Genomic DNA, 18,027 nt, shown 5'->3' with positions numbered 1-18,027 from the left:
TGCTGTAAGTCGAGCGATTGCAAGTTAAACTTGCCCCAATTCCTGGGTTGGGCTACGCACAAAACGGGATAATTTGGGCAGATTACAGGCGGCGTTATACATTAATAAGTGTATCTGCAATACCGGACTTGTTCTGGCTTAGTCTCAATAGCAAAGGTTTGGAGATGTTTACTTTATCAGAAACTTCTATCCTGGCGGCAATCCTACTGTTAGCTTTAGGCATTTTGGGCTGGGGCTTTTATCGCGCCAGACCTTTTGGTAAGCTGGGAATCTTAGCCTGGTTACAGTCGGTGGTGTTGATGACTCCCTGGCTCCTGTTTTTTGGATTGTTTGCCGCAGGGATTTACATCAATATAGCGGGTATATTGTTCTTAGTAGTGACTTCCGCTGGATTGTACATCTACTTGGGCAGCCAGTTACGCGCAGCTGGGCAAGATGCTATCCTCAAGCAACGCGCAACAGAAAGACTTGCGGCTGCTTCCTCACTTGAAGCAAATTCCTCACAACCAGCAGCAGCAGGACTGAAACCGGAGATCCCGCCGATACCGGAAGATGACTTGAATGCAATTAAAGGCATTTTCGGTATAGATACGTTTTTTGCCACAGAAACGATCGCCTACCAAGATGGAGCCATTTTCAAAGGCAATCTCCGAGGAGAACCAGAAGAGACTCACAACCGTCTAACTGCAAGTTTGCAGCAACGCCTTGGCGATCAATATCGTTTGTTTTTAGTGGAAAACACAGATGGCAGACCAGTGGTGATTGTCCTGCCAAGCCGCAATGATCCCCGGCCGATGTTGTTATCGCAAAAAGCTTTCGCAGGTATTCTGTTGGTAGCGACCATTGCCACAAGTTTAGAAGCTGCGGGATTACTGCTGAATTTTGATTTCTTTGGCAATCCAGGGCGGTTTAAAGAAGCTTTGCCTATAGGTGCTGGAATATTTGCGATTTTAGTAGCTCACGAAATTGGTCATTGGTTACTTGCTCGGCGTCATCAAATCCGCCTTAGCTGGCCTTTCTTTTTGCCGGCCGTGCAAATTGGTTCCTTTGGTGCAATTACCCGTTTTGAATCTCTGTTGCCCAACCGCAAGGTATTATTTGATATCGCCTTGGCAGGGCCAGCCGCAGGTGGTATCGTTTCTTTGGTAATGCTGGTGACGGGCTTGCTGCTTTCCCACCCAGGTAGTTTATTTCAATTGCCAAATCAGTTTTTCCAAGGGTCGATTTTGGTGGGAAGTTTGGCGCGAGTTGTCCTTGGTTCGTCTTTACAGTCGTCCTTGGTAAGTGTTCATCCTTTAGTGATAATTGGTTGGTTGGGGTTAGTTATTAACGCTTTGAACTTAATGCCCGCAGGACAACTAGATGGTGGGCGCATTGTCCAGGCGATTTATGGCCGCAAAACCGCAGGACGGGCAACGATCGCAACTTTAATTTTACTGGCGCTAGTGTCTCTCGGTAATACTCTTGCCATGTACTGGGCGATCGTGATTTTCTTTTTGCAACGGGATCAAGAACGCCCCAGCTTGAATGAAATCACTGAACCTGATGATGCCAGAGCTGCTTTAGGGCTTTTGGCTCTATTCTTAATGATTACCACACTTCTACCCTTAACTCCCGGCTTGGCTGGGCGTTTGGGAATAGGATAGTGCTTATGGAGCCAACACCCAAATAAGCAATATCTGCAATTCGAGCTGGTAAGGGCATGGCAATGCCATGCCCCTACGAGAAATCTATATGTATCAGGATTTTTGTGAATTGGTATGAGTACTGCCAAAATACGACCTGCCCTGATTGTGAAAGTTAGTTTCACTGGTTATACCAGCTTTTTCGCCACTGCTGCATTTGCTTAATCTCTGTATTTTGTGCCTTGATAATTTCTTGGGCTAATTGCTTAATTTCAGGGCGCTTAGACTTACTCAAGGCATCTTGTGCCATTGTTAAAGCCCCTTCATGGTGAGGAATCATCGCATTGATAAAGCGCAGATCAAATTCAGCATCAGCTGCACCTAGATCCTGACTCATCATCATGGCTTTCATTTGGTCAGATGACATCTCCATCATGTGACCCATTTGGCTGTTATAAGCCATTGGTTTATCTCCCGCCTTGGGATACCAAGCTTGTCGCCACTGCTTCATCTGAGTGATTTCTTGGTTTTGCGATTTGATGATATCGTCTCCTAGTTTTTTGATTTCAGGACGTTTTGATTTCTGCTGCGCTTCTTTAGCCATTTCCACAGCCCCTTGATGGTGCGGTGTCATAGCGTCGATAAATCGTAAATCAAAATTAGCATCGGCTGGGCCTAAATCCATTGCCATGCTGTGATTCATGTGATTGTTGTTAGCATTGGTGGTGGTTGCCTTTGGCGCTTCGCTTTGGTTCTGGGAAGCAGTACTGGTACAGCCTGTGATTAACCCACCGCCTGAAGCGATCGCAGTCAAGGTTAACGCCAAAAAGCCGTTCCTCAAAGATAGCAGTTGCATAAATCTCACCTAACAGTTTCCTAATTCTATATTTACTTCTTAGCTTTGCAGTCAGAAATGAAATTAGGATGAAATCTAAGAATCCCCGGCTTTTTTGATGAGTCGGGTATATTACAGTTCATTTCTCACTCAAAATTGTGTAAGCATCATTAACTAAGTGCATTTTTTCTTGAGCTTGTTTTTGTAGTTGCGGCTGATTAACAAACAAATCTGGATGCCATTTTTTTACTAAAGTTCGATAAGCCTGCTTTACCTCAGTCTGAGAAGCATTTGTTTGCAATCCTAAAATGCTGTAGGCACGAGTAATTTTATCTTTTTGTGTCTGGGTTTTGGGTTGGTTGGGTGCTTTATTGCTTTGAGTTGCATTTTGCTGTTTGCTAGTTTGAGAACCAGGCGATGTCTGACGACAAGCCTTAGGGCTACGCATTTCTGCTTTCATTCGTGCTATTTCTTCATTAAGTTCCCAATCACGAAATTTCGCCTCCAGCTCTTCTGGACGGGGAGAGGGAGAAGCTTTTGGCGGTGGTGGTGGGGAAACAGATTCTACTCTTGTCTCACTATTTTTAGCAGTATTTTCCTGTTGTTGCTTAACACTAGTATCTTTTTTAGGAGAAGTTTGAACTCTCTCTGGCTGTGGTGAATATTTTCTATTAGTGTTGCTATATGTAGGTATTTCTTTATAAACTTGATGATTGGAGAGTATTTTGACTTTTTCTAACTCTCGTAGCAAGTGATTAAAACCATTTTGTAACTGCTGCAACTTTTCCCGTTTATTAGTAATTTCTAGCGGTTCTTGACTAAATTCAAAGCAAATTACTTTTTCAGCTTTTTGTTCATATTCAGTCAAAAGTGATAACCCTTGACTGCTGAAAATAGATAAATAATCTTCAATTGCAGTGATACAAAGTTTAGCAACTTCTTGATGATAAGATTCCTTTGCCAATTGTTCGTCTTGCTTTTGGATATTCTTGTTTAACAAATAAGAAATACTCCCGACGACAGCAGCACCCACCGGGCCACCTAACAACCAACCAATACCGCCACCAACAGCTATAGAACCAGGTTCACTCAAATCATCAGTATTACTTGACTTTGGGGGTAGTGTTACTTGTGGTTCGCTGGGAAAGGGAATTAATAAATCTTGCGGTCGTTCTTCTTGGAAAAACTCGTAAGCTTGATAAAGCCATTTCATCGCAGCCAATTGCAATTCGTTCAGGTCTTTTTTAAGAGTATTTGTTTGCCAAGTTTTAAACTTATTTTCTGCCAATGCAACTGCCGCATCAGCTTGATATTTTGTGAGTAGGTTAGGTAATGCTAGCCAATCGCGTAATTCTCTGACGCTAGAAGCAAAACCTTTATAAATTAAATTGGCTGCTTTTTGTTTAATTTCAATTTTAGTATTTTGTTTATCATCAAAAGATTTTATTTCAAGAGCAATCGGGTCAATTTTAGCTGTTAATGAGAGTTGGATTTGAGAAGCGATCGCTTGCACTCTTGGCAAACGCACAATACCACGATTTGGTTGAAAAATCTCCACAATATGTTGCAAAGCTGTTTCAAAAGCCGCTAAACCGCTACTATTGGCAGCAGCAACATCGCCTTTTAATCTAGCTCTTAAGGCAGGTAAAGCATCAACGCGATATAAATTACTAAAACCTGGAGGTAATTCGGCTCGAAAGCTTTCTGCAACAAACAGCAGACGATTTTGTACCTGTTTTTGCTCGTCGGGTTCGAGTAAGTTCATAAAATTGGCAACAAATATAACTGTTTTAATACCGCGATCTAATAGCCAATCTCGTAAGTTTTCTCGCTCACCCAAAGTCATTAACTTACGTGCATCTAATAATTGAATAACTAAATCTGTACTTAATAATTGTTCTTGGATTAAATTATCTTGTTCATCCCGATCATTTGTTCCCGGTAAATCGAGAAATTCTACACCCGTTTCTAAAAAGGGATGTGGGCAAAAAACTTCCACAGATGCTACATCTTTTCGCATCTGTCTATTGCCATCAAGAATTGCAAATTGCTGTAAAACTTCTGTGCCGCTGCGATAGATTTCTGTACCATCTACCAACATGATGCGAGTTCGCACATCAGAGCCATACTTGACAGTAATTGCCGCACCGGTAGTGGGAATTAAATCAATTGGTAAGGTGCGATTCCCTAGCATGGCATTCAGTAAGGTAGATTTGCCATGATTAAATGGGCCAAATACTGCAATGCGAAAACTAGGATTAACTAGATGATTGCAAATGGTAATTATATCTTGATGTAGTTGCGATTTTCGTTCTAAATTCAGTAACGTAGATGCAGATTTGAGAGAATCTGCTAAATCCTTATAACCTTCATACTGTTGTTGCATAGTTCCCCTATTCCTCGTTCCCAGCTAGAAGCTGGGAACGAGAGTAATTAAATATATTAGCTATAGTAAGCTAATAAGTTGCTATAAGCTGCCTCGATTTTTTGCAACTGAGCTATTACATTTTCCTGTAATTCTTTTAAACGGTTTAACTCACTCTCACGATTTATCTCACGGGTTTGTTTTTGCTTGACTAAATTATCTAATTCAGCCTTACGAGATACAATATCATCGTTAATCCGCTTACCCACTTCTCTTTCGTAAGAGTCAAAACACTCTTTAACGGCATTGTATACAACCTGAGATTGCTCATGCGCGACTTGGGGTAGGTGTTTAACTAACTCTTTTTTCGCCGTTTTAACTAACTCTTTACGCGCTTGATCTGCTTGCAAAAATCCTACTCCTAAACCTAGCAGCGCAAACCCGATGGGCCCAAGCAAAACCCCTGTCACTGCTGTAATTATCCCGCCAATACCAATTACAGTAAAGTAGTTTAACAAGATATTTTTCCAATCAAAGCCGGCCCCGGCTAGTGCGAAACCAGCAAGATTTCCCTTAGACAGCGATAACAAGCCCATTGCCCATTTTGCCCAGCCGGGAGAGTTATCTTCTTCAGTAGTAGCAGTGGTGTTTACCTTTACATCTTGTCCGGTGAGCTTTTCTGTAATTTGATCTGTGACTTGACTGTAAGAAGTACCATATTGTGAAGCTTTGCGAGAAAGTTCTTTAAAAGCTGCATTGATATCTTTTTCAGCAGTTAATGTCCAAGCAGCAGATTTGTCGGTAATATATTGCTCAAAGGCTTTTTGCAATGCAGTGTTAAATGCTTCTCGTTTACCACTACTGAGAAAATCAAACAAATTTAATTCCGGCTGATAGCGTAAGAAATCGGTTTCAAAGGTGTTACCTAAGTTTAAAACGTAGCTGCGAAAAGATTCGGAAATTGTTCTTGCTTGAGTGTCTCTTGTATTGATAATTTCTTTTTGGAATTCATCCCGAATACCAGTGAGTTTGTTAAACTCTGGTTCTACTGAATCAATTCGTTTTTTTAATTCATTTACATCTTGGTCAAGTAATGGTATGCGTCTTGCAACTGCTTCGCGGGTATGATTGCAGGCAAGTCTTGCTAAGGTTCTGACTTGACGGAGTTCTGCGATCGCACGTTCTCTGGTAAGAAAAGTATTAAGCGCTTCCATAAACTTCGGAAAGCCTGTCCCCTCTAAATCAGCTTGGGGATTTTTCAACCGTCGTCTGAGTGCTTGAATTGAGGAAAGCTCAAACACGCGTTCTTCATAAATATTCTGACCTTCTACAGTACAATATTCTGCTAAATTAGCGTTAAATACTTGCCGTAATCTATTCTCAGATGCTTTTAATTCTTCTACATCATCAGGATCAATTAATGATTCTCGCACTTGATCCCAAGCATTAACTAAGAAGAAAACTGTCAATCCTCGACCTTTAATATAATTTTCTAGGTAGCGACGCTCACCCAAGGTACAAGGTTGAGAAGCTCTCATCACAAACAAAATTGCATGGCAATTATTTACATAACCCAAAGATAATTCGTTTCGCGCTTCTGTATCATTCAATCCTGGACTATCGACAATTTCAATTCCTTTCTCTAGTAATGTTAAGGGATACTCGACTACTGCATAATCTACATCTGGAAAGGCTTGTTTTTTCTCCTGCTCTAATTTTTTAGCTTCAGCCGGATCAATAGTATATTTATATTTAAAATTCTGAAAATCTAGCTGTTGTGGACTCTTACCATCATTAAAATGAATAGTGACTTTCTTTTCTGGGCCATAGCGTAGAACTGTTAACACTGCGGTACAAGGGTTAACATCGCTCGGTAATAAGTTTTCCCCAATTAAGGCATTGAGAAACGTACTTTTTCCCCGTTTCATATCGCCCAATACCAAAAGGCGAAAGACACCTTTCTGAAGGTTTTTACTAGCTACTGTAATATCTTCAATATCTCGTTCTAAACTGAGTTTACCTGATGAAGAGTCTCCAACCAATTCAGCTTTGTTAATTGTTTCAGCTAGTTTACTCAAACATACAGAAATTTCCGATCGCACTTGAGCAACACGCTCTAAATCTTGGATAAATCTATCAGTTGCTACTTTATCAGTCATCATAGTTACACCTTTATTAAAGATTGGTTTTTTTAGATTCCAAAAATAATTTGTAAGACATCCACCCCAGCGCACCAACAATAATAAACCCAGCCAACACTGAGGCTATTCTCACTGCAACTAGTGTTACTACACCAAGAGAAAACAGCTTTCCAGCCAGAATCGCTTTTTTGATCCAAGGTTTCTGGGAATTTTCTGGCTGATGCTTCACAGTTTGATGAAAAGCCGCATCGGTAGTATGGATGTTAGTTTCTATTTCCCGGAGTCGCAATTCAACTTCTCGTTCTCGTAATATCCGTTCCCGTTGTTCAAGTTCCTTTTGGCGATCGCTTTCAGATGTCATCGGTATCCACCCCGTCTAAGACAATGAAAAGATGTCAGCATTTACTCGTTAATCATGCTGTATCGTAACTTACGCAAATATTTAATAACCCCAGTAAAATTACTATTTTAATTGCCTGCTAAATTTAAGCTGGAGTTAGCTACCACAAAATGCACCTGCTTCCCAGAACCAAAGCGAAGCGCCAACTACTAAGAAATAGGCATCATTTACCGTAAATGATGCCTATTTGTTGCCCGTTACGCCGTCTGTTGAGAAGCCGCTTTTGAGTCTGCGGTCGATTTTAACCGGGTAATGATGGCTTTACGAATGCGATCGCTCTTGCGTACCCCACCTGTCATCTCATATTCCCGGCTGTCTTTGCCATACTTCAACGCCACACCACAGACTAAGCGTTCTGAAGTTTCCCGAATAGTCTTTTCAAGGGTTTCTATTTCTGCCTTTGCCGAGTCAAGGGCGGTGAGCATCATATTATACTGGTCAATCTGGTTGCGGAGTCGCCCGGTTAACTGGGTTAAATTGTTTAAACTGATAGAATCACCAAAGTCAAGGCTGGAATCTATTGATTTAAATCCGATTACTTTCTGTTCAGTTTTTTCCAGCACAGGAGAGCTTCTTTTTTTGCGTGGCATCTATGTATACTTTTTACTAAACCTATCTTTCTAGAGTGTCTCAATAGGACAATGTTGTGGTTCAGTAAAACTGGCAAAAAAAGGTATTTTTTTTAATAAGATTGGATTGTTAGGTCAGTAATTATACAACGCAAGACAATAAATCGTTGAGAATGGACTTGTGTTGTGAACAAATAGACTTGTGTTGTGAACCAACAGACTTGTGTTGTGAACCAAAAGACTTGTGTTGTGAACCAACAGACTTGTGTTGTGAACCAACAGACTTGTGTTGTGAACCAAAAGACTTGTGTTGTGAACCAACAGACTTGTGTTGTGAACCAACAGACTTGTGTTGTGAACCAACAGACTTGTATTGTGAACCAACAGACTTGTGTTGTGAACCAACAGACTTTTAAGCTCATCCCCACCTCTAAAACAGGATGGGATAATACGAAAGACTGATGACGGTTGACGGTTAACAGTCATCAGTCATCAGTCAATATGGTTCGGTTAAGGGAAGAGACGCGATAAATCGCCGTCTCTACAAAGGACTGATTATTGTAAAGACGGCGATTTATCGCGTCTTTGTGATCTATAACTTTCATCAAAAAACCTTATCCGAACCGTATTGAGTCATCAGTCATCTTTTTCCATGCTCTATGACCAACTACTTTCGCTCCAATGTTAATGCAATGGCTAGCTACATTCCCGGTGAGCAGCCCCAACGCGGTACACAGATTATCAAACTTAACAGCAACGAGAATCCCTATCCTCCTTCGCCTGCGGCGCTTGCCGCGCTACAAAATATTGATGGGGAGCGGTTGCGGCGGTATCCAGAACCTTTCGGGGAGGAGTTCCGTCAAGCTGCAAGTAAAATTTTAGGAGTTCCTAGCGATTGGATCATTGTAGGAAATGGCAGTGACGAATTGTTGAGCGTAGTAATTCGAGCCTGTGCAGAACCTGGCAAAAAGGTGGTTTATCCAATGCCAACTTACGTGCTATATCGAACCTTAACAGAAACACAAGACGCGGAAATTACTGAGATTTCCTACAGCCAAGACTACAGTTTACCTTTGGAAGAACTGGTTGCTGCCAATGGATGTGTGACATTCATTGCGTCGCCAAATAGTCCATCAGGGCATGTGGTGGCAACAGATGAACTGCGAAAATTAGCCAGCCAGTTATCTGGAGTTTTAGTGATTGATGAAGCATATGTAGATTTTACTGAAGAGAATACATTGGCTTTGGTCAAGGAATACGAAAACGTCATCGTAATTCGCACACTTTCCAAAGGGTACTCATTGGCAGGATTGCGGCTGGGGTTTGGAGTCGCAAATCCCAAACTGTTGCAGGGATTGTTTAAGGTAAAGGATAGCTATAACATTGATGCGATCGCTTGTGCAATTGGCACGGCTGCCATCACTGACCAAGCTTATAAAAATGCTTGTGTAGCAAAAATTAAGGCTTCACGGACTAAGTTAGCAACAGACTTGAAACAATTAGGTTTTCATGTTTGGAATTCTCAAGCTAACTTTTTGCTGGCACAGCCAAGAGAAGGAAATGCAGAATATCTCTATCAAAAGTTGAAGGAACGGGGAATTTTAATTCGCTACTTCAAACAGCCTGAATTAGATGATAAATTACGCATTACTGTTGGTACTGATGAGCAAAATCAGGCTTTAATAGAGGCACTAATTTATTTGTTAAAGACTGGGGACAAGGGAGATTGAGACGAGAGAATCTAAAACCTTTAAATTCATACTGGCAATAATGAAACATGCGCTGAAACCACTTTCCATCCTTCAGTAAACCTGTACCAAGTCTGGCTTTGTCGCCCGTAACGCTCTACACCATTAATATTGCGACGAAACTCTAAAGTCACTGTTGCTGAATCTTTCCCAAAGGTTACAATCTTGAGATTAGAGATTTCTCGCTCTATTTTTGGGTTTGGACGATTCTGGCGAAAGTTACGAATTTCATCGCCGCCATAGAGGTTTTCTGAGATCCCGAACCGCACTACGTCGGGCGCATCCCAAAACAAGGTATCCATCACTTCCAAATTATTATTACAAAGAGCTTCTTCATATTTGAGGTACAAATCAGTTACTTCAGCTACAACGGCAGAGTCATTTACGTTAGTCATGGTTACTCTATTTACAGCGTGTTGTACTAGTTTGCAGATTGCTAGTATAAATTAGGTTAGCGATCGCTCGAAGTAACTTGGCAGGCTCCACTGGCTTAGTGATATGCTGCCCAAATCCTGCGGCAATTGCCTGTTGGTAATCTGCCTCAGCGGCGTAAGCTGTGAGAGCGATCGCTGGAATTGTCCCTCCCATCTCTGGTGGCATAGCTCTAATTTGACGCATCAGCATATAGCCGTCTAATTCCGGCATTCCAATGTCGCTTAACAGCAGATTTGGCTGGAACTGAGGCATAGCTTGTAATGCTTCCATAGCTGATGCTGCCTGAATTACTACCGCGCCAGACTGCTCCAGAATGAAAGCAATTAACTCTCGCGTATCACGCTCATCATCTACAAGCAGAACTTTCACCCCATTTAGATTGGGCGAATCATCAAGTTGTTTATCAATCTGTTGGTTATTGAGATGAATCTCGATCAGCGGTAGCATGACTGTAAAGGTTGCTCCTTGTTCTTCGCCTAAACTTTCTGCCTTAACTGTGCCGCCATGTAGCTCTACGATGTGACGAACAATAGCTAATCCTAATCCCAGTCCGCCAAATTTTCTGGTAGTTGCACCATCAGCTTGTCGGAAGTAGTCAAATACATAGGGTAAAAAATCTGGGCTAATTCCCTTCCCTGTATCACTAACTCGCAGTTGAGCCTGAGAACCAAGTGACTGTAAACTGATTTCTACCTTTCCACCTTGGGGCGTAAACTTAATAGCATTGGAAAGTAAATTCCAGATAACTTGCTGTAAGCGACCTGAATCACCAGTTACTAAGAATTTTGAGCCGCACCTTTGGTACGCTGGAAGCGCAACTTGGATTTGGGATTTTAGATTGTCAGCTTGCTGGTTAAAATCGATAGATTCTAAATTTGTGTCAGGATTTTCTAATCCAAAATCTAAAATCGTAAATCGCAAATTGATAGATTTGGCTTGGGCGGCTAGACTCACAGTTTCTATTGCAGATGCGATCGCAGTTTCCAAATTCACAGGAGCAATATTCAGACTAAGTTTACCTTGTAAAATGCGAGAGACATCCAGCAAATCTTCAATTAGTTGGGTCTGAAGCTTGGCATTACGCTCAATGGTTTCGAGAGCGCGAGTGGTGGTTGCTTCATCATATTTTTTAGTTTGCAGTAACTTCGACCATCCCAGGATCGGGTTTAGCGGCGTGCGAAGTTCGTGGGAAAGCACCGCCAAAAATTCATCTTTGATCCGATTAGCTTGAACCAATTGCTCTTTTTGCTGCTGTAACGAATCCATTAACTGAGCGCGTTCTAGAGCAACCGCCACCTGATCGGAAGTTGCTTGCAGCAGGGCAATTTCCCCAGAAGTAAAGTGAGTACGGGTGCGACTGGCAAAGGAGAGGACACCAAGCAGCTTTCCCTGAGCAATTAACGGTTGACCTGCATAGGCTGTGATTTCCAAAGCATTGAGGATCTGGGCATTTGGATGGGTAGAGTGCGGCACATCATTGACGACGATTTGACGGCGTTCTTGCGCTACTAGTCCGCACATCCCTTGATTAAATTCCAGGTATTCAACTGCTTGAAATACTTCATCAGTAATGCCATTCCAAGCCACTAATCGAAGTTTCTGCTTATTTTCGTGCGTCTCAGTTAGATAGTGGAAGAAAAAATGCAAATCCATCTGCGCCGAGAGTTTGCTAAACAAGCTGTTCATTAGATCCAAGGGGCGCTCAGTTGAAAGCAAATCACTGGTTGTTTCAGAGAGCAGTTTGAGTCTTTCACTGCGCTCTTGCAAAGCTTGTTCTGCAAGCTGGCGTTCACGCAGGACGCGTTCGCGTTCGGTGATGTCAACTGCAACCCCTCCTACTAGGCGTTGCCCAGATGCATCTGCAATGGGAAACTTATATACCAAAAATTCGCCGAGGGTGCCATCTATGCGTGGGGCAGACTCGATCGTTTCCACAACCTGATTTGTTTGGGCAACCATTCTAATGTTATCGAGGAAGGGTTGAGTGATTTGGGCTGAGTATAGATCAAAAATGTTTTTATTGATCGCCTTATTTGTTGCTAAATTGAATGTGCTCAGATAAGTTGGACTGAGGTAAAGTACACGTCCGTTTGCATTTGTAATCCATGCTGCGGCTGGAATATTGTCCATAAAAGCTTGAAATTGCTCTTGACTCTGACTCAGAGCTTTTTTAGCTTGCTTGAGATCACTAATATCAAGAATGAATGCAACTGAGTTCTGCCGAGATTCTCCTAACAGAGAGTAGCCAACTACAACTGGGACAGTGGAACCATCCTTGCGAATACATTCCTTTTCATATGGAGTACAGGTTCCCTTCGCTGTTGCTTCGGCAATCGCCAGTTCATCTAAATATTGGTACTCATGAGGTGTGATATCAGTCCAGCGTAGTCTACCAGCCTGGATATCTGCTTGGGTATAGCCTACAATTCGCAAGAACTCGTCGTTGGCTTCAGTTATACCACCATTGACATCACCGAAGAGAATGCCAACTATATTCGCTTTGACAAAACTCCTGAGGCGTTCTTCACTTGCTTGAATTGCCTTCTCTGCTTGCTTGCGTTCGCTGATATCTGTAGTGCTGCCAACTAAACGGATTGGTTTTCCCTCAGCATCCCGTTGCGCGACTATTCCCTGATCCAATATATAGATGTACTGATTATCCTGGTTGCGAATGCGATACTCGGCAGCATAGCGATCGCCATTTGCTAAAGCGATCGCCGCCTCCTCTTGTACACGCTGTAAATCTTCTGGATGAACAAGCTCACGCCACCAATTACCTGTTGGTTCAGCAATATCGAGGGAATAGCCCAATATTCTGGTTAAACCCTCGGTTCTATCAACTGTATCCTGTTCTATATTCCAGTCATAAATCAGACAATTAACCGCAGATGCTGCTAACTCAAAACGCTCGTTAGCTAATCTTAGGCGTTCTTCCTTCTCCCGCAAACTTTGTTCGGCTTGCTGGCGTTCGCGTAGCGCAGCTTGCTGTTCGCTCAAATCAACAACGAAGCCAATAACCGTTTCTTTGGTCTCTTCTAACAGCACAGAACCAAGCAAAACGGTAACTCTTGTACCATCTTTGCGGATGTATTCCTTCTCAAAGGGTTTACAGACTCCGACCGTTCTAAGTTCTTCCACTGAACGCTCACTCAAAAAAAGATACTCAGGCGGGGTAATCTCGCGCCAGTTCATCTGGTTAGCGGATAAATCTTCTCGCGTATAGCCGACCATTTTTAGAAAAGCATCATTGGTTTCTATAATGGAGCCGTTCTTCATGTCAGTGACGATAACTCCAATGATGTTGGATTCTGCCAGTCGGCTAAACCGCATTTCGCTATTTTGCAACAATTTTAGGCTTGTCTCTGCCTTGCGTCTAGCAGTTCGCAACTCTGAAGAGAGGGCGGTAATTAAGAAGGAAACTAGTGAGAATGTAGTTAATTGTACTAAGACATGCAGGCTGAGGAAATCGAACGAGTAGACTGGCTCGATCAAAAAATAGAGAGAAGTTGTAACAGAAAGAGCGATCGCTAGCACTCCAAGTCCCATGCCACCATACCAAGCACTGATTGCCACGGCAGCATAAAATAATGCAAATACGTTCGGCTCGAAGACTGGCAGCAATAGTTGCGTCAGCAGCAGCGCCGCTATGACTACCAGAATCATCACACCATAGGTTAGTAACCAAGAACGCATCATCAAAATTTTTTCGGGTACTTTCACGATCATCTTAAGAGTCCTCCCGTTGCTCCGCTTTTAGGAGATACTCGTTCAGTAGTCTTTTGCCTGATTCGCCCATTTTCTGTAACATTTCTTCAATTAGCTTTAGTGCCATCTGTGAAGGCACTGTAGATCCGTTCTCCCAACGATTGACTGTTCGCAGGGAAACTCCCAACTTGGCTGCAAACTTTTCCTGAGACAGATCGAGTTGCTGCCGAAGTTCACGGATGAAATCTGAAATTTTTAGTGGTTTTTCTACTTCCATATAGGAAGGTTAGGACACATGTCTCGCCATTTGTCTCCAGCTTGAGGAAGAATTTAAACAGTCATTAGTTGTTATCAATTTCATCTTTTGGTGGAAAACTGATATTAGTTATTAGCTTCATTAATTACTGTTCACTGATTTAAGTTTTCCAGCATACTTCTGATAACTGGCTACTATTTTAAGATGGTGCAACCAACATTTGTTGGGACAGAAGAACTGTAAAAGTTAACTATAAAATAAATATTAAGTTTTGCTACATATTTGATGGGGGAATAGTATCATCTTAAGAGTTTTGAGCATTTTCAAGCATCACACACTGCCAAAAATCTATGGGTGATGCGTTACATTGTCATATTTATAAACAGCAATTTTAAATCATTTCTGAAATCTTCTTTTTCTATACTCCTCTACGAGATGCTGCGCGTAGCTTGCTTCATCGTAGGAGTAAGTGCTCTGTGCGTAGCCTGTGGCAAGCCGCTATGCGTCTACGTTAAACAAACTAATTTTCACAATGAACACAGATACTCGTAGGGACACAATATTTTTGTATTCCTTATTTAAATGAGAATTGCTATAAAGTTACTCTGGATACATTAGTTTTTTGTAATACTTTGTACTGATAAGTTTTTCCAAATTATCCCTAATTTTGGCAAAATTATCTAAAATGCTTCTCAATATATGTAGTTAATTTTACTTCTTTGGTGAGATGCCAATAGCCAAGCTGTAAAGCTATGATAAGATTTAAATCAAAATTTTTGCCTAATCTATATCACTATTTTGATTAACCAACACTCTGAAAACCTCCTCAACACTCAACTGGAAAATGCACCAGGTGAAGGCTATATATTTAGCTGGTTTGATTGGTTTTGTCTTTGGTATCCTCCAGGCTGGCTAATTTTATTCAACCGCCATTGGCAGCACTATCACACAGATTTAGACGGTTGGAATTGGCTGGAATATGGATTATTTTTAATTCCTGGCGGATTTTATCTGGCGATACTGATTCGTTGGTTGCGTCTTGGTTTTCGTTCACCCCGTACAGAAGTTGGTGAATTTGATCCCAAATATCAACAAGCTTTTCGCCAAGAAGTTCTCGGTCCGATCGTTAAATACTATTTTCGTGGAGAATTACAACAAGTCGAAAACTTGCCGCAAACAGGGCCATTGATTGTGGCAATGAATCATGCAGGCATGTGTTTTCCTTGGGATTTTTTGACCTTGGGCTACTTATTAGGTGAAACTAGAGGATGGGTAATACAACCCGTAGCAAGTCCAGCATTATTTGAGCATCCTTGGGTAATTTGGTGGTTACCACCCAAATGGTCACAGGTTTTGGGTGGTGTGCGAGCAAAATTAGACGATTTTGAAGCAGCTATTGCCCAAGGTGAAATTATCTTATATGCACCCGAAGGCATCCGCGGCCCTCTAAAAGGTTGGAGGAGACGCTATCAAATAGAAAAGTTTGATGTGAGTTTTATTAAGTTGAGCGATCGCTATCAAATTTCCATTCTCCCAGTAGTTTGCATTGGCAGTGAATCTTTACATCCTTGGGCTGTTAATTTCCAGAAATTGCAACGACTAGTCAAATTACCATTTTTGCCTTTCTCACCTTTAATGCTTGTCTTAATTTTGTTTCCTTCAATGGGAATTTGGGCAATGAGAACTCGCCTGCGTTACTTTATTCAGCCTTTAGAACTAAAAGAATTGTCCAATTCAAACAAAGGGCTTACAGTGGTTTATCGGCAGGCACAACAATTACGAGAAAAACTGCAAATTAAAATTAATCACTGCTTGAAAGAAATTTAAGCTTAGGGAACTCCAAAAAATAAATTATCCTAATTTCTGGACTCAACACGACTGTTGCTCCCCCCTGCTCCCTGCTCCCTGCTCCCCTGCCAAGAAAGCGATGGGATATTTTTTTAGTTGGAAGTCCCTTATCTCATCGAATCTATTGTCTTATACCCCTACTGGCTGTCTGACTTGCGATTTCACCGCTTCAACAATGGCATCTGCGTCAATTTTGGCAGCATGGAGCAATTCTTCTGGGGTGCCTGAACCTGGCATATCAAGCACTGCCAACTTAATTAGCCGCACTTGAGGCCCATTGTAAGTAGGAATAATATTAGTACCAGCAAAGGTATCAAGCACAGCCGCACCTAGCCCACCTTCCATCCAGTGATCTTCAACAACGACTAAATTACCTTTGGTATCTTGTGCAGCTTGATGAATTGTCTGTACATCAATGGGTTTGATAGAGTAAGCATCTATGACACGCACCGCGATCCCTTCGTTTTTGAGACGATCGCAAGCCTTAAGTGCTTCATGTAGTGTAATACCAGCCGCAATTACAGTGGCTTGATCTCGCTCAGAACTACAGATTACTTTGCTACCACCAATGGGAAATTCTTCATCAGAGCCATAAATTACAGGTGTGCTTTCCCTGGTGGTGCGGAGGTAAACAACACCACTGCGATCGCTCATCTGCGCCACTAGTTTAGCCGTCTGATTGGCATCACTGGGATAGAGTACAGTACTACTCCACACTGCCCGGAAGGCTGCTAAGTCCTCCAGTGCCATCTGTGAAGGGCCATCCTGACCAATGGATACCCCAGCATGAGAACCCACTAATTTAATGTTGGCGCGAGAGATAGCCGCCATCCTTACAAAGTCGTAACCTCTACTCAAGAAGGCGGCGAAGCTGGAAGCAAAAGGTTTATATTTTCGCACCTGCAACCCCACTGCTGCTGCAATCATTTGTTGTTCAGCAATGTACATCTCAAAGTAGCGTTCAGGATAGGCTTCGGCGAAATCTTCGGCGTAAGTGGAATTACTCACCTCGGCATCAAGGACAACTACATCAGGTTGAGCGGCTCCCAATGCGAGTAAAGCATCACCATATGCTCGACGGGTTGCGACCTTTGCACCTTTATCATAGGTGGGAAGTTGCAGTGGTTGAGGATTACCTGTTGTCGCTGGTTGGCCTTGTTCTTCGGGTTTGTTTACTTGAATTATTATGTGGCGTTCACCACCTAACTCCGCGATCGCTTGTTTTTCATCTTCGGGTTTGAGGGCTTTGCCATGCCAACCACCTAAATCTTCCAAAGAAGCCACACCTTTGCCTTTCTTTGTGCGGGCAATAATTACCGTGGGGCGATCGTTGATGCTCAAAGCAGCGCTAAAGGCTTGATCAATCTCTGTCAAGTCGTGACCATCAATTTCAATCGCTTGCCAGCCAAAGGCTCTAGCACGCGCAGCATAGGCTTGTATGTTCCAGCCCAGTTCAGTCTGACCTCGCTGGCCTAATCGATTGACATCGATAATGGCGATCAGATTGTCTAGACTATAGTGTGAGGCATGATCAAAAGCCTCCCATACAGACCCCTCAGATGTTTCGCTATCACCCAGCAACACCCAGACATGGTATGGAAGTTGATCTAGATATTTACCTGCTAGAGCCAGCCCTACACCAATTGGTAATCCTTGTCCCAATGAGCCAGTCGCCACATCAACCCAAGGTAAAACTGGTGTGGGATGTCCTTCTAGACGACTGCCAATTTTCCGCAGTGACAATAACTCTTCATCGGTAATTACCCCCGCTGCTTTATACATAGCATAGAGCAGAGGTGCAGCATGTCCTTTAGAGAGAAGGAAGCGATCGCTATTAGGGTTATGTGGATTATCAAAGTCGTAGCCGAGATATTTGGAAAGTAAAACCGCCATCAAATCAGCGGGTGACATGGATGAAGTAGGATGACCTGAACCGGCGACAGTTGTAGCGCGAATACTATCGACACGTAACTGTTGTGCTAGTTCATGCCATTGTTGTAGTTGCTCCTGTGTCGTCATAATTATATTCCTCAATAAAAATCAAGGGTATTGCGGCGAATTCTTTATCTAATAACTCGTGTTTGGCTAGACTTGGCTATT

13 protein-coding genes are annotated in these 18,027 nt (G+C 42.4%); 4 read left to right on the top strand and 9 right to left on the bottom strand.

Going from position 1 to position 18,027, the window contains the following annotated elements; genetic code table 11:
- Window positions 1-164 precede the first annotated feature (164 nt).
- The gene (locus H6G92_RS24205; protein WP_190896612.1) at window positions 165-1,646 is read left to right on the top strand and encodes a site-2 protease family protein; all 1,482 of its coding nucleotides are present in this window, start codon (window positions 165-167) and stop codon (window positions 1,644-1,646) included.
- Window positions 1,647-1,806: 160 nt separating this feature from the next.
- Here H6G92_RS24205 and H6G92_RS24200 read toward each other — a convergent pair whose 3' ends face one another.
- From H6G92_RS24200 to H6G92_RS24180, 5 genes are all read right to left on the bottom strand, one after another.
- Window positions 1,807-2,481, bottom strand: a complete 675-nt coding sequence (locus tag H6G92_RS24200) for a DUF305 domain-containing protein (protein WP_190896550.1) — start codon at window positions 2,479-2,481, stop codon at window positions 1,807-1,809.
- 118 nt (window positions 2,482-2,599) lie between these two features.
- A complete protein-coding gene (locus tag H6G92_RS24195) occupies window positions 2,600-4,846 on the bottom strand; it encodes a dynamin family protein (RefSeq protein ID WP_190896548.1) in 2,247 nt (748 codons plus the stop codon).
- Between the two features lie 56 nt (window positions 4,847-4,902).
- Window positions 4,903-6,984 carry a dynamin family protein gene (locus H6G92_RS24190; RefSeq protein WP_190896610.1) on the bottom strand — a complete coding sequence of 694 codons (2,082 nt, stop codon included), beginning with the start codon at window positions 6,982-6,984 and terminating at the stop codon, window positions 4,903-4,905.
- A gap of 16 nt (window positions 6,985-7,000) precedes the next feature.
- Window positions 7,001-7,327 carry a DUF3040 domain-containing protein gene (locus tag H6G92_RS24185; protein ID WP_190896546.1) on the bottom strand — a complete coding sequence of 109 codons (327 nt, stop codon included), beginning with the start codon at window positions 7,325-7,327 and terminating at the stop codon, window positions 7,001-7,003.
- Window positions 7,328-7,563: 236 nt separating this feature from the next.
- Window positions 7,564-7,956 (bottom strand): hypothetical protein, encoded by a 393-nt coding sequence (locus tag H6G92_RS24180; RefSeq protein ID WP_190896544.1) that lies wholly within the window; start codon window positions 7,954-7,956, stop codon window positions 7,564-7,566.
- Between the two features lie 146 nt (window positions 7,957-8,102).
- On the opposite strand from H6G92_RS24180, the gene H6G92_RS24175 reads away from it, so the two are divergent.
- On the top strand, window positions 8,103-8,351 hold the full coding sequence (locus H6G92_RS24175; protein ID WP_190896541.1) for a hypothetical protein: 249 nt from the start codon (window positions 8,103-8,105) through the stop codon (window positions 8,349-8,351).
- Window positions 8,352-8,594: 243 nt separating this feature from the next.
- A complete protein-coding gene (gene hisC, locus H6G92_RS24170) occupies window positions 8,595-9,665 on the top strand; it encodes a histidinol-phosphate transaminase (protein ID WP_190896539.1) in 1,071 nt (356 codons plus the stop codon).
- Between the two features lie 26 nt (window positions 9,666-9,691).
- On the opposite strand, the gene hpxZ is transcribed toward hisC, so the two are convergent.
- The 3 genes from hpxZ to H6G92_RS24155 are packed head-to-tail and all read right to left on the bottom strand — an operon-like array spanning window position 9,692 to window position 14,100.
- Complete coding sequence (gene hpxZ, locus H6G92_RS24165) at window positions 9,692-10,078, bottom strand: oxalurate catabolism protein HpxZ (RefSeq protein ID WP_190896537.1); 387 nt, start codon at window positions 10,076-10,078, stop codon at window positions 9,692-9,694.
- A gap of 7 nt (window positions 10,079-10,085) precedes the next feature.
- Window positions 10,086-13,844, bottom strand: a complete 3,759-nt coding sequence (locus H6G92_RS24160; RefSeq protein ID WP_190896535.1) for a PAS domain S-box protein — start codon at window positions 13,842-13,844, stop codon at window positions 10,086-10,088.
- A 1-nt stretch (window position 13,845) separates the two neighbouring features.
- On the bottom strand, window positions 13,846-14,100 hold the full coding sequence (locus H6G92_RS24155) for a helix-turn-helix domain-containing protein (RefSeq protein WP_190896533.1): 255 nt from the start codon (window positions 14,098-14,100) through the stop codon (window positions 13,846-13,848).
- Between the two features lie 777 nt (window positions 14,101-14,877).
- On the opposite strand from H6G92_RS24155, the gene H6G92_RS24150 reads away from it, so the two are divergent.
- Window positions 14,878-15,906: a 1-acyl-sn-glycerol-3-phosphate acyltransferase gene (locus H6G92_RS24150; protein ID WP_190896531.1), complete on the top strand. Its 1,029-nt coding sequence runs from the start codon at window positions 14,878-14,880 to the stop codon at window positions 15,904-15,906.
- A gap of 150 nt (window positions 15,907-16,056) precedes the next feature.
- On the opposite strand, the gene H6G92_RS24145 is transcribed toward H6G92_RS24150, so the two are convergent.
- The gene (locus H6G92_RS24145; protein ID WP_190896529.1) at window positions 16,057-17,946 is read right to left on the bottom strand and encodes a transketolase; all 1,890 of its coding nucleotides are present in this window, start codon (window positions 17,944-17,946) and stop codon (window positions 16,057-16,059) included.
- Window positions 17,947-18,027 lie beyond the last annotated feature (81 nt).

The organism is Nostoc foliaceum FACHB-393 (assembly GCF_014698505.1).
In the GTDB taxonomy this organism is placed as follows: Bacteria; Cyanobacteriota; Cyanobacteriia; order Cyanobacteriales; family Nostocaceae; genus Nostoc; species Nostoc foliaceum_A.
Note: the sequence above shows the minus strand (reverse complement) of the source record. Positions and strands in the feature narration are given on the sequence as shown.

Coding starts and splice junctions, on each gene's coding strand:
- H6G92_RS24155 (WP_190896533.1), bottom strand. CDS start 14,100: ATGGAAGTAGAAAAACCACTAAAAATTTCAGATTTCATCCGTGAACTT.
- H6G92_RS24145 (WP_190896529.1), bottom strand. CDS start 17,946: ATGACGACACAGGAGCAACTACAACAATGGCATGAACTAGCACAACAG.
- hisC (WP_190896539.1), top strand. CDS start 8,595: ATGACCAACTACTTTCGCTCCAATGTTAATGCAATGGCTAGCTACATT.
- H6G92_RS24195 (WP_190896548.1), bottom strand. CDS start 4,846: ATGCAACAACAGTATGAAGGTTATAAGGATTTAGCAGATTCTCTCAAA.
- H6G92_RS24200 (WP_190896550.1), bottom strand. CDS start 2,481: ATGCAACTGCTATCTTTGAGGAACGGCTTTTTGGCGTTAACCTTGACT.
- hpxZ (WP_190896537.1), bottom strand. CDS start 10,078: ATGACTAACGTAAATGACTCTGCCGTTGTAGCTGAAGTAACTGATTTG.
- H6G92_RS24205 (WP_190896612.1), top strand. CDS start 165: ATGTTTACTTTATCAGAAACTTCTATCCTGGCGGCAATCCTACTGTTA.
- H6G92_RS24180 (WP_190896544.1), bottom strand. CDS start 7,956: ATGCCACGCAAAAAAAGAAGCTCTCCTGTGCTGGAAAAAACTGAACAG.
- H6G92_RS24190 (WP_190896610.1), bottom strand. CDS start 6,984: ATGACTGATAAAGTAGCAACTGATAGATTTATCCAAGATTTAGAGCGT.
- H6G92_RS24185 (WP_190896546.1), bottom strand. CDS start 7,327: ATGACATCTGAAAGCGATCGCCAAAAGGAACTTGAACAACGGGAACGG.
- H6G92_RS24160 (WP_190896535.1), bottom strand. CDS start 13,844: ATGATCGTGAAAGTACCCGAAAAAATTTTGATGATGCGTTCTTGGTTA.